13 protein-coding genes are annotated in these 12707 nt (G+C 63.5%); 8 read left to right on the top strand and 5 right to left on the bottom strand.

Features of this window, described 5'->3' with window-relative positions:
* Nucleotides 1–57: 57 nt before the first annotated feature.
* The 5 genes from HJB83_RS06075 to HJB83_RS06055 all read right to left on the bottom strand — a co-directional run bounded on the left by HJB83_RS06075 (nt 58) and on the right by HJB83_RS06055 (nt 5231).
* Nucleotides 58–450, bottom strand: a complete 393-nt coding sequence (locus tag HJB83_RS06075; protein WP_221131416.1) for a DUF4112 domain-containing protein — start codon at nt 448–450, stop codon at nt 58–60.
* A gap of 58 nt (nt 451–508) precedes the next feature.
* Nucleotides 509–1582 (bottom strand): alcohol dehydrogenase family protein, encoded by a 1074-nt coding sequence (locus HJB83_RS06070; protein ID WP_221131415.1) that lies wholly within the window; start codon nt 1580–1582, stop codon nt 509–511.
* A 14-nt stretch (nt 1583–1596) separates the two neighbouring features.
* Nucleotides 1597–2976 (bottom strand): aspartate aminotransferase family protein, encoded by a 1380-nt coding sequence (locus tag HJB83_RS06065; protein WP_221131414.1) that lies wholly within the window; start codon nt 2974–2976, stop codon nt 1597–1599.
* A 45-nt stretch (nt 2977–3021) separates the two neighbouring features.
* Nucleotides 3022–4518, bottom strand: a complete 1497-nt coding sequence (locus HJB83_RS06060) for an NAD-dependent succinate-semialdehyde dehydrogenase (protein ID WP_221131413.1) — start codon at nt 4516–4518, stop codon at nt 3022–3024.
* A 215-nt stretch (nt 4519–4733) separates the two neighbouring features.
* On the bottom strand, nt 4734–5231 hold the full coding sequence (locus tag HJB83_RS06055; protein ID WP_207584801.1) for an Lrp/AsnC family transcriptional regulator: 498 nt from the start codon (nt 5229–5231) through the stop codon (nt 4734–4736).
* 101 nt (nt 5232–5332) lie between these two features.
* On the opposite strand from HJB83_RS06055, the gene HJB83_RS06050 reads away from it, so the two are divergent.
* The 8 genes from HJB83_RS06050 (at nt 5333) to eutC (ending at nt 12706) form a co-directional block, all read left to right on the top strand.
* Nucleotides 5333–6718, top strand: a complete 1386-nt coding sequence (locus HJB83_RS06050) for a PLP-dependent aminotransferase family protein (RefSeq protein ID WP_207584802.1) — start codon at nt 5333–5335, stop codon at nt 6716–6718.
* Nucleotides 6719–6839: 121 nt separating this feature from the next.
* On the top strand, nt 6840–7625 hold the full coding sequence (gene ehuA / locus HJB83_RS06045; RefSeq protein ID WP_207584803.1) for an ectoine/hydroxyectoine ABC transporter ATP-binding protein EhuA: 786 nt from the start codon (nt 6840–6842) through the stop codon (nt 7623–7625).
* A 56-nt stretch (nt 7626–7681) separates the two neighbouring features.
* Entirely contained in the window at nt 7682–8530 is an 849-nt protein-coding gene (gene ehuB / locus HJB83_RS06040) for an ectoine/hydroxyectoine ABC transporter substrate-binding protein EhuB (RefSeq protein WP_221131412.1), read from the top strand.
* A 75-nt stretch (nt 8531–8605) separates the two neighbouring features.
* Nucleotides 8606–9265 (top strand): ectoine/hydroxyectoine ABC transporter permease subunit EhuC, encoded by a 660-nt coding sequence (gene ehuC / locus HJB83_RS06035; RefSeq protein ID WP_207584805.1) that lies wholly within the window; start codon nt 8606–8608, stop codon nt 9263–9265.
* Nucleotides 9266–9269: 4 nt separating this feature from the next.
* Complete coding sequence (gene ehuD / locus HJB83_RS06030; RefSeq protein ID WP_207584806.1) at nt 9270–9929, top strand: ectoine/hydroxyectoine ABC transporter permease subunit EhuD; 660 nt, start codon at nt 9270–9272, stop codon at nt 9927–9929.
* 2 nt (nt 9930–9931) lie between these two features.
* Entirely contained in the window at nt 9932–10711 is a 780-nt protein-coding gene (eutA, locus tag HJB83_RS06025) for an ectoine utilization protein EutA (RefSeq protein ID WP_207585169.1), read from the top strand.
* Between the two features lie 4 nt (nt 10712–10715).
* Nucleotides 10716–11717, top strand: coding sequence for a hydroxyectoine utilization dehydratase EutB (gene eutB / locus HJB83_RS06020; RefSeq protein ID WP_221131411.1), 1002 nt, complete (start codon nt 10716–10718; stop codon nt 11715–11717).
* The gene (gene eutC, locus HJB83_RS06015) at nt 11714–12706 is read left to right on the top strand and encodes an ectoine utilization protein EutC (protein WP_207584808.1); all 993 of its coding nucleotides are present in this window, start codon (nt 11714–11716) and stop codon (nt 12704–12706) included. Before eutB ends, eutC begins: the two co-directional genes overlap by 4 nt.
* Nucleotide 12707 lies beyond the last annotated feature (1 nt).

Here is a 12707-nt window from a genome sequence, read left to right as displayed (position 1 = left end):
CGTCGAGCCTCGCAGGGGCTCCTCGCCAAGAGCAGCAGCAGGTGGCGGCCGACCTCGTCAAATGCGCTGATTCAGCTCGTCTTCGTTCACGCCGAAATGGTCGAGGATGATGCCGACGTTGCGGCGATGAGACTTGAAATAGACGTCGAAAATATCGCCGATCAGGGGAACCGTGCCGCAGGCGGCGTCGACGCCGAGATTGGCGGCCATGCGTGCGAGTTTGTGAGTGGGAAGGCCGAGACGCCTTGCTTCATCGATGATGAAAAGACCGATCAGGGATCCGGCAATGTCGCCGACGGCCGGGATGAGGCCGAGGACCGAGTCCGCGCCGATCCGTACGCCGATGACCGGCAACCGAACCGCCGTATCCATCAGACGGGCTATGCCGACAGCGCGCCGAATTCGCCCGAGTTCGGCAGAGGTGAGGTATGTCGTTTTGCCCGTGTCCATGGCCGTGAAACGCCGCAGGGCCGATAAGGTTCGCCTGCGGCGTGCTCGGAGATCGCGCTTATCTCTTGTCTGGAACCACGACCAATTTGCCGACGAAGTTCTTCGCCACGAAATCGGTCTGGGCGCGGTGGAATTCCGACAAGGGGTAGACGCCGCCGACGAGGGGCCGGATCTTCCGGCTCTCGATATAACCGACAAGCCGGCGGAAGTCGGCGCGGCTGCCCTGGCTTGAGCCGTGCAATTCCAACTGCTTCAGATACATGGTCCTGAGGTCGAGCTGGACGACCGGGCCGGCGATGGCGCCGGCCGTGGTGTAGCGCCCTTCCGGGCGCAGGATCTTCAAGAGGTCGTTGAACAGCGGGCCGCCGACCAGATCGGCGACGACATCGATCGGCTGTCCGCCGGCTGCCGAATAAACGGCTTCGACCAGATCGCCCCTGCCGCGGGTCACCACAGCTTCGGCGCCGATCTCGATCATCGCCGCCTCCTTGCCGGGACCGGCGACCGCGATGGGGATGGCGCCGCGGGCGCGTGCAAGCTGGATGATCGCCGAGCCGACGCCGCCCGAGGCGCCGGTGACGAGGATACGTTCGCCGGCGACAAGCCTTGCCCGCTCCAGCATGCGTTCGCCGGTCAGATAGGCGCAGCAGAAGGTGGCGAGTTCGACGTCGGTCAGATCGGTTGCGACGAGATGGGCGTTTTCGGCCGGCAATGCCATATATTCGGCGTAGCCGCCGTCGCGGCCATGGCCCATGTAATCGATGTCGGCGAGGCTGTCGTCGTCGCGGTTGTAGATCGAGAAGTCGACCATGACACGTTGACCGATGCGTGCCGGATCGACGCCGGCACCGACGCCGACGATGTGACCGACCGTATCGGTGCCCTGAATGCGCGGGAAGCTCAGTGTATTGCCCTGCCGGCGCCAGGTGGAGACGGCGGCCGGGTCGTCCTCGGTACCATAGGCACCCTCGCGCACCCAGACATCGGTATTGTTCATGCCGCAGGCGGTGACGCGGATCAGCACCTCGCCGTCCGCAGGCGTCGGCACCGATACGTCGTCGCGGTAGACGAGCTTGTCCATTCCGCCATGGCCGATGAGCAATACGGCCGCCATCTTTTCCGGGATCGTCATGCCGCTCTTCTCCCTCAGATGCTGTTGAAGACGGTTTCGATCGTCTCTGCCGCGGCCTTGACGACGATGTCGGCCTCTTCGCGTGTCAGGCAGAGCGGCGGGGCAAAGCCGAGAATATCGCCCTGCGGCATGGCGCGGCCGATGACGCCGCGTTCAAGAAGGGCGGCGGCCACCTGCGGGCCGATCTTGCGGCTGGGATCGAAGAATTTGCGGTCGTCCCTGTCCTCAACGAATTCGATTGCCGCCATCAGCCCGTCACCACGGACTTCGCCGACATGTCGGTGGCTGCCGAGAGCTTTTGTCAGTTCCGAGCGGAAATAGGCGCCGGTCGTACCGGCATTCTCGACGATGCCGAGTTCGTCGATCAGTTCGAGATTGGCAATGCCGGCGGCAGCGCAGATCGGATGGGCGGAGTAGGTCCAGCCGTGACCGATCGCCCCCATCTGGTCGGAGCCCTGCACCAGCACCTGCCACATTTTGTCGGAGACGATCGTGCCGGAAAGCGGAGCATAGGCCGAGGTCAGGCCTTTGGCGATGGTGATCAGATCCGGCTTCATGCTGTAGTGATCCGAGCCGAACATCGTGCCGAGACGGCCGAAGCCGGTGACGACTTCGTCGGCGACGAGCAGAATGTCATATCTGTCGAGCACGGCCTGGATCTTCTGCCAATAGCCTGTCGGCGGCGGCACGATACCGCCTGTGCCGAGGATGGGTTCGCCGATGAAGGCAGCGACCGTGTCCGGGCCTTCGGCGATGATCATCTCCTCGAGCTTGTCGGCGCAATATTGCGAAAACTGCTCCTCGTCCATCGACCGGTCGGGGCGGCGGAAATAATAGGGCGCTTCGGTATGCAGCACCGGCGCCCGCGGCAGGTCGAAGGCGTTGTGGAAGAGCGCAAGGCCGGTCAGGCTGCCGGTCATGACGCCGGAACCGTGATAGCCGCGCCAGCGCGAGATGATCTTCTTCTTCTCCGGGCGGCCGAGGATGTTGTTGTAGTACCAGATCAGCTTGATGTTGGTCTCGTTGGCATCCGAGCCCGACAGGCCGAAATAGACGCGGCTCATGCCATCAGGCGCGCGGTCGATGATCATCTTCGACAGCGTAATCGAGGCTTCGGTGCCGTGGCCGACATAGGCGTGGTAATAGGCCAGGTTCTTCGCCTGTTCGGCGATCGCGTCGGCGATCTTCTGGCGACCATAGCCGACATTGACGCAATAGAGGCCGGCAAAGGCGTCGAGGCTCTTCCGGCCTGTTGTGTCGGTGATGTAGACGCCTTCGCCGCCGGCAACGACCCGGGTCGGCGTTTCGCCGCGCGCATGCATGCCCATATGGGTCGAGGGATGGAAGAAATGATCTCGGTCCCAGGCGGTAAGTTCGTTGCTTCTGTCGAGCATGTCCTATCCTCTTTCTTGAAATGCGGGCGCGCTTGACATCGAGGGTCAGACGGCCGTGTCGATGCAGAGATACTTGAGCTCGGTGAAGGCTTCGAGCCCATGGCGGGAACCCTCGCGGCCGAGGCCGGACTGCTTCCAGCCGCCGAAGGGTATGGGGCCGCCGGTGATCTTCACGCGGTTGACTGCCACCATGCCATATTCCAGTGCGCGCCCGAGGCGCATCTGGCGGGCGCCGTTCTCCGTGACGATATAGGCGACGAGGCCGTATTCGGTATCGTTGGCGCGGGCAATGACCTCTTCTTCCGTGTCGAAGGTGGTCACGGCCGCCACAGGCCCGAAGGTTTCCTCGCGCATGATCAGTGCATCCGCCGGCACTTCGGTCAGCAGCGTCGGCTCATAGAAAAGCTGGCCGGCCTTGTGGCGCCTGCCGCCGGCGATGAGCCGGGCGCCGCGCGCCAGCGCGTCGGAGACCTGCTCCTCGACCTTGGCGACGGCGCGTTCATGCATCAGCGGCCCGATCTCGGCGCCATCCTCGAGCCCGGCGCCGACCCTCAATTTGGCAATTCGGGCGGCAAAAGCCTTGGCGAATGCATCGGCGATCCGCCGCTGGACGAAGATCCGGTTGGCGGCAAGGCAATCCTGGCCCGATGTGGCAAACTTGGCGTCGACGGCGATCTCGACCGCCTTGGCGATATCAGCGTCGTCAAAGACGATCAGCGGGGCGTGACCGCCGAGCTCCATCACCAGCCGCTTCAGGGTCGGCGCACATTGGGCAGCGATCAGCCGTCCGATCCCGGTGGAACCGGTGAAGCTGATGGCACGCAGGCGGGTGTCGGCACACATGCGTCCGACGATCGTCGCGGCATTGCCGGTGACGACGTTGAAGACGCCGGCCGGAATGCCGGCCCGTTCGCCGAGTTCGGCAAGCGCAAGCGCCGAAAGCGGTGTCTCGGAGGAGGGGTGGGCGACGACCGTGCAGCCGGCGGCGAGCGCGGCGGCTGCCTTTCGGGTGATCATCGCAGCGGGGAAATTCCACGGCGTGACGATGCCGACGACGCCGAGCGCCTCGCGCCGGACGATCATTTCGGCGCCGGGCAGGTGGCTGGTGACGCTCTCGGCGTTCAGCCGCTTGCCTTCCTCGGCATACCATTCGACGAAGGAGGCGGCGTAATCGATCTCGCCGCGCGATTCCGCCAGCGGTTTGCCCTGTTCGAGCGTCATGATCAGCGCCAGATCCTCCTTGGCCGTGAGCATCAGCGCGTGCCAGTTGCGCAGGATCGCCGCGCGGTTCTGCGGCAGCATCGCGCGCCAGGCGGCAAAGGCCTCCGATGCTGCATCGATCGCCGCTACCGTCTCCTCCGCGCCGAGGTTCGCAACCCAGGCCAGCGTCCCCGAGGAAGCCGGATCGGTAACTTCGAAACTTTTGCCCGTCGTGCCGGCGATCCATCGGCCGCCGACATAGGCAAGATCGCGCAGGAGATGACGGTCGGAAAGCCGCGACAGCGCGTCATGATAGGCGGGGCGGGCAAAAACGGCGGTCATGTCCAATCTCCTTTGCGGTGACATGAAGTCTTCCATGGGAGCGGACGAGAGATTGTCTGTTGGCGGAGGCGAAAAGAGAGAGATGGTCTAAAGGATGGCGCCTTAACAGAGAGATTGGCTAGCGCATAACCCCGAAAATCGATTTTTGGAAAGGATTATGCGCCAGTTAAAGGTGTTAGAGCGTCCTTAGCGCGTCCTTTTGGACGCGCGGCGCTCTAGCGCGCGCTTTGTTCATCGCCGATGGCGGCGAAGGAAGACACCGGAAGCACTGTTTCCTCCTTCACCGTTTTGGTGACGATGTAGGTGAAATAGCGGTCGATGCCGAGTTCGCGGTCGAGAAGCCCGTCGACCAGCCGCTGATAGGCGTCGATATCGGGGGCGATGATCTTTAGGATATAATCGACGCCACCGCCGACCGACCAGCAGGCGACGATCTCCGCGATTGCGGCGACGGCGCGCTCGAAGCGTTCGAAATCCGCCTGACGATGGTTGGCGAGCGTCACCTCCATCATCACGCTGGCGACCGGGGCGATGCGCCGCGGCGCGACGCGGGCGTGGTAGCCGGTGATGATGCCTGCCTTTTCGAGCTTGCGCAGCCGCATCCAGCACGGCGTCGGCGACAGTCCGGCCTTTTCGGCCAGCGCCAGCTTGGTGATGCGGCCGTCGCGCTGGACGGCGTCGAGAATGCGCAGGTCGATGGCGTCGAGCTTCATGGTGCTTTCTTTAGAAAGAAATCATTTCAAACGCAGCGAAAAGACAATGGAAGCGCATTTTGGCATTGTCAATTGAACTGATTTTCAGCAGTGTTGAAATCATGACAAAGTGGCGCCCCGATCCCTCGCAACTCCGCAGGCCGGCCTATCTCTCGCTTGCCGAGCAGATCGCCAACGCGATTACCGACGGCAAGCTCTCCGACGGCACGCAATTGCCGCCGCACCGCAAACTGGCGGATGACCTGCAGCTTTCGGTGCAGACGGTCAGCCGCGCCTATGACGAGCTCAGCCGCCGGGGGCTGATCTCCGGCGAGATCGGACGCGGCAGCTTCGTCCAGACCAGGCCGCGCGAGCCGGAGCCGCCTTATCTGCCGGAACGGCTGGGCGAGGTGATTGATCTGTCGATCCTGAAGCCGGTCTGCGAGCAGATCCATCTGGAAAGGCTGCGCCAGGCCTTCGGCTGGCTTTCGGAAAACCTGCCCTCCAGCTCGGCCCTGTCGTTCCGGCCGAACATGGTCTTTCCGCGCCACCGCGCCGTTGCCACCGAATGGCTGGCGCGCTGCGGACTGGAGGTGTCGCCGCTGAATATCAGCGTGACGAACGGCGCGACCTCGGGCATGACGGTGGCGCTGATGAGCGTCGCGCCGCCCGGCTCGACCATCGCGACAGAGGCGGTCAGTCACCATACGCTCGTGCCGCTCTGCGGCTATCTCGGCCTGCACCTCGAAGGGCTGGCGATCGATGAGCAGGGCATGATCCCCGAGGCGCTTGATGAAGCCTGTCGCACGGGGCCGATCCGGGCAATTTTCCTGCAGCCCTCGGTGATCAATCCGATGGCGGCGCTGATGAGCGCGGAGCGCCGGCAGGCGCTCGCCGCCGTCGCCGCAAAGCATGACATCGCGATCATCGAAAACGATGTTCTCGGTCCGATGGTCGAAAACCGCGCGCCGCCGATGGCCGCCTTTGCGCCGGAGCGGACGCTCTACGTCACGAGCTTCACCAAGATCACCGTTCCGGGGCTGCGGATCGGCTACCTCGTCGCACCCGACCGCTATGTCGCCGCCGTCGCCAATCGGCATCTCGTTTCCAGCTGGATGGCGACACCTGCCATGGCCGAGATTGCTACCCGCTGGGTCAGCGACGGCACGGCGATGGAACTCGTCAACTGGCAGCGCCGCGCCCTTGCCAGCCGGCATGCGATTGCGGCGGAGATGCTGGCCGGTTTGTCCTACCGGGCGCATCCGCAAAGCCTGCACGTTTGGCTGCCGCTCTCCGGCAACCATGAGGAAGACGGGTTCGTCTCGCAAGCAAGGCTGCGCGGCGTAGCGATCGCGCCTGGCAAATCGTTCCGCACCGCCGATCAGGGCTGGACGCCGGCCGTGCGCATTTCGCTGGGTTCGACGACGGAAGACGAATTGCGCACCGGGCTTGGTATCGTCGCCTCACTGGCGCAGGGAAATCCGGAAGAGCTGCTGCTTGCGATTTAAGCCGTTGCCGTGCCTTTGAGCACACGCAGAATAATTGTCATGATATTATTTTACGAATTGACATGATTTTGATCGGCCGTCATCGTTAGGGCATTGCTTGTCTCAACAGGGAGAGACATGAATGCCTCAGCCCATCATCCGCATCGACAACATCGTGAAGAGATACGGCCCGCTGACCGTGCTCGACGGCCTGTCGATGAATGTCATGCCGGGCGAAAAGCTGGCGCTGATCGGGCCGTCCGGCTCCGGCAAGACGACGATCCTGCGCATCCTGATGACGCTGGAGACGATCAGCGGCGGCCATATCGAGGTCGATGGCGAACAGCTCTATCACATGCCTGATAGCAACGGGTTGGTGGCAGCCAATGAGCGGCACCTGCATCGCATGCGCGAAAAGATCGGCATGGTTTTCCAGCACTTCAATCTCTTTCCGCACAAATGCGTGCTCGACAATGTGACCTTGGCGCCGATGCTGACGAAGGGCATCAAACGGCCGCAGGCCGAAAAGCGGGCAATGGAGCTTCTCGACATGGTCGGCCTGGCCGACAAGGCGAGAAGCGTCCCGGCGCAGCTTTCCGGCGGGCAGAAGCAGCGCGTCGCCATTGCCCGGGCGCTGGCGCTGTCGCCGAAGATCATGCTGTTTGACGAGGTGACCTCGGCGCTTGACCCGGAACTGGTCGAGGAGGTGCTGAACGTCATGCGCCGGCTGGCGTCCGAAACCGACATGACCATGCTTCTCGTCACCCATGAAATGGGCTTCGCCCATGATTTCGCCGACCGTGTGCTGTTCTTCGATCGCGGCAAGATCGTCGAGGAAGGCAAGCCGGGCGATATCTTTCGCAATCCGACGCAGGAGAGGACGCAGACCTTCCTGCGCAAGATCATTGCGGCGGGGCACCGCGTCTGACCACAGACATTGCCCGCAAAGAACAAACTCAAGGAAAGCCAGAGGAGTTGGGAACGATGAAAGCAGGATATCTTTTGACCGCCGCCAGCCTGTCGGTGCTGCTGATGGCGGCGGCCGGCCCGGCATCCGCCGCCGATGACAAGCTCGAGCAGCTGAAGGAGCAGGGCTTTGCCCGTATCGCCATCGCCAACGAGCCGCCGTTTACGGCCGTCGGCGCCGATGGCAAAGTGTCGGGCGCCGCGCCCGATGTGGCGCGCGCGATCTTCGAAAAACTCGGCGTCAAGGAAGTGGTGGCTTCGATCTCGGAATATGGCGCGATGATCCCCGGCCTGCAGGCCGGTCGTCATGACGCGATTACGGCGGGGCTGTTCATGAAGCCGGAGCGTTGCAATGCCGTTGCTTATTCCGAGCCGATCCTCTGCGACGCCGAGGCCTTCGCTCTGAAGAAGGGCAACCCGCTGAAGCTGACGAGCTACAAGGACATCGCCGACAATCCGGACGCCAAGATCGGCGCGCCGGGCGGCGGCACCGAGGAGAAGCTGGCGCTTGAGGCCGACGTGCCGCGCGACCGTGTCATCGTCGTTCCGGATGGCCAGAGCGGCATCAAGATGCTGCAGGATGGCCGCATCGACGTCTATTCGCTGCCGGTTCTGTCGATCCACGACCTGATGGCCAAGGCGAATGATCCCAATCTCGAAACCGTCGCTCCCGTTGTCAATGCGCCGGTCTATTGCGATGGCGCCGCCTTCCGCAAGCAGGACGTCGCACTGCGCGACGCCTTTGACGTCGAGCTTAAGAAGCTGAAGGAATCGGGCGAATTCGCCAAGATCATCGAGCCCTACGGCTTCTCGGCCAAGGCGGCGATGTCGACAAGCCGCGACAAGCTCTGCGCCGCGGCGAAGTAATCGAGGCGAGCAGCTGGCCGTGCCTTGGGCACGGCCAGCTTATCCCCGAACGATCTCCAGAGAAGTGAGTTGCCGATGTCGGTATGGTCCGGCTATCTGACACTGATCCTTGATGGCGCCCTGGTGACGCTCCAGCTGACGATCATGGGATCTGCGCTGGCGCTTGTCATGGCCTTCCTGGCGGGCCTCGGCCGTCTGTCGCGCTTCTTAGCCGTGCGGGCTCTGGCAACCGCCTACATCGAGTTCTTCCGTGGCACCTCGATCTTCGTCCAGCTCTTCTGGGTCTATTTTGTGCTGCCTTTTGCCGGCCTGACACTCACGCCGCTGCAGGCGGGTGTCCTGGCGCTCGGCTTGAACGTCGGCGCCTATGCGGCGGAAGTGGTACGCGGTGCCGTCAAGGCCGTCGGGCGCGAACAGTCGGAAGCCTGCGTTGCGCTCAACCTGTCACGATACCAGCGCATGCGCCACGTCATCCTGCCGCAGGCGCTGCCGCTGATGCTGCCGACCTTCTGCAACAACGCAATCGAGCTTCTGAAGGGCACGGCAGTCGTATCGCTGATCTCGCTGACGGATATGACCTTTCAGGCGCAGGTGGTGCGGGCGCAGACCGGCAATACGCTGGTGCCCTTCGCGACGATCCTCATTCTCTATTTCCTCATGGCCTTGGCGATTTCGGCGGCGATGCGCTGGCTGGAACGGCGGATGGCGCGCAGCCTCGACGGCATAAGGACCTGATCGGATGGAATGGGATTGGGACTTCGTCTGGCAAATCATGCCGACCCTTCTCGAAGGGTTCAAGATCACTCTTCTTGCGACCATCCTCGGCGCTGCCGTTGCCATGGTTGTCGGCCTGGGTCTTGCCATTGCGCGGCGGTCACCGGTCGCCGCCGTGTCGCGCACGGTCGGCTTCATCTCGGAATTTATCCGCGGCACGCCGCTGCTGGTGCAGCTCTACTTCATCTTCTACGTGCTGCCGGATATCGGCATCCGGCTGGCGCCGTTGGTCGCCGGCGTCATCGGTATGGGCATTCATTATGCAACCTATACTGCCGAGGTCTATCGCGCCGGCATCGAGAATGTGCCGCGCGGACAATGGGAAGCGGCCAAGGCCACCAATCTGACGACGCGCCAGGCCTGGATCCACGTGGTCCTGCCGCAGGCGATCCCGCCGATGATCCCGGCACTCGCCAATTATTTCATCGCCATGTTCAAGGAGACGCCGCTGCTTTCGGCGATCACCGTGCTCGAACTGATGAACCAGGCAAAGAGCATCGCCAACAGCAACTACCGCTACATCGAGCCGATGACGCTGGTCGGCGTATTCTTCCTCGTCATCAGCCTGATTTCGGTCGTGGGCTTGCGCTGGCTCGAGGAACGTTACGCCAGGATGGATGATTGACCATGCCCGCAAAGATCGAAATCATCCCGGCCGGCCGGCTGCCGCGACTGGACGATCGGCCGCTCGAAAAGCGCATCGGCCTGGTCATTCTGGCGACGGACCACACGACGGAGGTGGACTTTCAGCGCATGGTCGCCAGCGATCGCATCGGCGTCTATGTCAGCCGCATCCACTACGCCAATCCGGTCACACCGGAAAACCTCCTGAAGATGCAGCCGTCGCTGACGCAAGGCGCAGCCCTGATCCTGCCGGATGAGGCGCTCGATGCCGTCATGTATTCCTGCACCTCCGCCTCTGTCGTCATCGGCGACCGCAACATCGAAGCGGCGATCCACGCGTCCAAACCCGGCGTTCCCGTGGTGACGCCGACGGCTGCGGCGGTGAAGGGTCTGAAGGCGCTCGGCGCCAGGCGGATTTCGATGCTGACGCCCTATACGATCGAGACCAGCCGGCCGATGGCGGATTATTTCGCGGATCTCGGTTTTACGATCGACCGCTTCACCTGTCTCGGCCTGACGGATGATCGCGAAATGGCGCGGATCGCGCCGGATGAAATTGCCGCTTTCGCGCGCCAGGTGCTGGCGCCGCAATCCGATGCGCTGTTCATCTCCTGCACGGCCCTGCGCGCCGCTCAGGTCGCCGCCCGGATCGAAGTCGAGACCGGCAAACCCGTGGTCACCAGCAATCTCGCGACGGCCTGGGCTTGCCTCAGGCTTTGCGGCGATGATCGGCCGCGGCCCGAACTCGGTCAGCTGATGACCAAGCCTTATCGCGAAGGCTGAGATCATGGTGAGCGCTTTGTCTGTTACGCTGGAGGACATTCGTGCGGCGGCGCGGCACATTACGGGCCGGGTGCTTGCCACACCGATCGTGCAGTCGGCATCGCTCGGCGAGATCGCCGGCACTCCCATCTGGCTGAAGCTCGAACATTATCAGACGACCGGCAGTTTCAAGTTGCGCGGTGCGACCAATGCGGTGCTGTCCCTGTCGCCGGAGCAACGCTTGCGCGGCGTCGTTGCAGCCTCGACCGGAAATCATGGCCGGGCGCTTGCCCATGCGGCGAAGGCGCATGGTGCTGTCGCAACCATCTGCATGTCGCGGTTGGTGCCGGAGAACAAGATTTTAGAAATCCGCCGCCTCGGTGCCGATGTGCGCATCGTCGGACGATCACAGGACGAGGCGCAGCAGGAGGTCGACCGGCTGGTCCGCGAGGAGGGGCTGGTGATGGTTCCGCCCTTCGATCATCCGGTTGTTGTCGCAGGCCAGGGGACGCTGGGGCTCGAAATCATCGATGCCTTGCCGGACGCCGCGACTGTGCTGGTACCGCTCTCGGGCGGCGGCTTGGCGGCGGGCGTTGCCGCCGCCATCAAAGGCGTCAGTCCGAAGACCAAGGTGATCGGCCTGACGATGGAGCGGGGTGCGGCGATGAAGGCGAGCCTCGATGCCGGGTGGCCGGTGCAGGTCGAGGAGGTGCCGAGCCTTGCCGACTCGCTCGGCGGCGGCATTGGCCTCGACAATCGCGTGACCTTCGCGATGTGCCGCGAACTTCTCGACGGCGTCATCCTGCTGACGGAAACGGAAATCGCTGCCGGCATGCGCCACGCCTATTTCAGCGAACGCGAGATCATCGAAGGCGCGGGCGCCGTCGGCATCGCAGCGCTGCTTGCGGGAAAGATCAGCTCCCGCGGTCCCGTCGTCGCGATCCTGTCCGGGCGGAATGTCGACATGGAACAGCACCGCCGGGTGATCAACGGCGAGACGGCAATCTTCGGGGAGGGTGGGCCATGAGCCGGATGATCATTCTGACGGAAGCAGAATTGCGGAAGATCATCGCGCTCGATCGCGATGCGGTCGCCTGCATCGAGCAAGCTTTCGCAGCGCTTGCCACCAAGACCGTCGCCATGCCGCCGATCCTGCGGCTCGACATTCCGGAATATCGCGGCGAAGTCGATGTGAAGACCGCCTATGTGCCCGGCATCGAAGGTTTCGCAATCAAGATCAGCCCCGGCTTCTTCGACAATCCGAAGATCGGCCTGCCGAGCACCAACGGTATGATGGTGCTGCTGTCGAGCCGAACGGGCCTGGTGCAGGCGCTGCTGCTGGACAATGGCTATCTGACCGATGTGCGCACCGCCGCAGCCGGCGCCGTCGCGGCAAAACATCTGTCGCGGGAAAATGCCTCCGTAGCCGCCATCTTCGGAGCAGGCGTTCAGGCGCGGCTGCAGCTCGAAGCGCTGACGCTGGTGCGGCCGATCCGCGAAGCCAGGATTTGGGCGCGGGATGCCACCAAAGCGCAAGCCGCGGCAGCCGAACTCGCGGGAAAGCTCGGTTTTCCCGTCACCGTGACATTGGACCCCAGGGGTGCAATCGGCGGCGCCGACCTCATCGTCACCACCACACCCGCGGAAAGCCCGATCATTGAGGCCGGGTGGCTGGAACCCGGACAGCATCTGACGGCCATGGGCTCGGATGCGGAACACAAGAACGAGATCGATCCGGCCGCCATCGCCGGCGCCGGCCTCTATGTCGCCGACAGCCTGAAACAGACGCGGTGTCTGGGCGAGCTGCACCACGCAATCGATGCCGGCCTGGTCGCGATGGAAGAAGTCTTCGCCGAACTCGGCCAGATCGTTGCCGGCCAGGCGCAAGGACGGACGAGCGACCACCAGATCACCATCGCCGACCTCACGGGAACCGGCATCCAGGATACCGCCATCGCCACGCTCGCTTTTGCCCGCGCCGGCGCGGCGAATGCCGGGACCCCATTCGAAAGCTGAC

This window comes from Rhizobium sp. NZLR11 (genome assembly GCF_019685115.1).
Taxonomy (GTDB): Bacteria; Pseudomonadota; Alphaproteobacteria; order Rhizobiales; family Rhizobiaceae; genus Rhizobium.
Note: the sequence above shows the minus strand (reverse complement) of the source record. Positions and strands in the feature narration are given on the sequence as shown.

Coding starts and splice junctions, on each gene's coding strand:
- eutB (WP_221131411.1), top strand. CDS start 10,716: ATGGTGAGCGCTTTGTCTGTTACGCTGGAGGACATTCGTGCGGCGGCG.
- ehuB (WP_221131412.1), top strand. CDS start 7,682: ATGAAAGCAGGATATCTTTTGACCGCCGCCAGCCTGTCGGTGCTGCTG.
- HJB83_RS06070 (WP_221131415.1), bottom strand. CDS start 1,582: ATGACGATCCCGGAAAAGATGGCGGCCGTATTGCTCATCGGCCATGGC.
- HJB83_RS06060 (WP_221131413.1), bottom strand. CDS start 4,518: ATGACCGCCGTTTTTGCCCGCCCCGCCTATCATGACGCGCTGTCGCGG.
- HJB83_RS06065 (WP_221131414.1), bottom strand. CDS start 2,976: ATGCTCGACAGAAGCAACGAACTTACCGCCTGGGACCGAGATCATTTC.
- ehuD (WP_207584806.1), top strand. CDS start 9,270: ATGGAATGGGATTGGGACTTCGTCTGGCAAATCATGCCGACCCTTCTC.
- eutC (WP_207584808.1), top strand. CDS start 11,714: ATGAGCCGGATGATCATTCTGACGGAAGCAGAATTGCGGAAGATCATC.
- HJB83_RS06075 (WP_221131416.1), bottom strand. CDS start 450: ATGGACACGGGCAAAACGACATACCTCACCTCTGCCGAACTCGGGCGA.
- ehuA (WP_207584803.1), top strand. CDS start 6,840: ATGCCTCAGCCCATCATCCGCATCGACAACATCGTGAAGAGATACGGC.
- eutA (WP_207585169.1), top strand. CDS start 9,932: ATGCCCGCAAAGATCGAAATCATCCCGGCCGGCCGGCTGCCGCGACTG.
- HJB83_RS06055 (WP_207584801.1), bottom strand. CDS start 5,231: ATGAAGCTCGACGCCATCGACCTGCGCATTCTCGACGCCGTCCAGCGC.
- HJB83_RS06050 (WP_207584802.1), top strand. CDS start 5,333: ATGACAAAGTGGCGCCCCGATCCCTCGCAACTCCGCAGGCCGGCCTAT.
- ehuC (WP_207584805.1), top strand. CDS start 8,606: ATGTCGGTATGGTCCGGCTATCTGACACTGATCCTTGATGGCGCCCTG.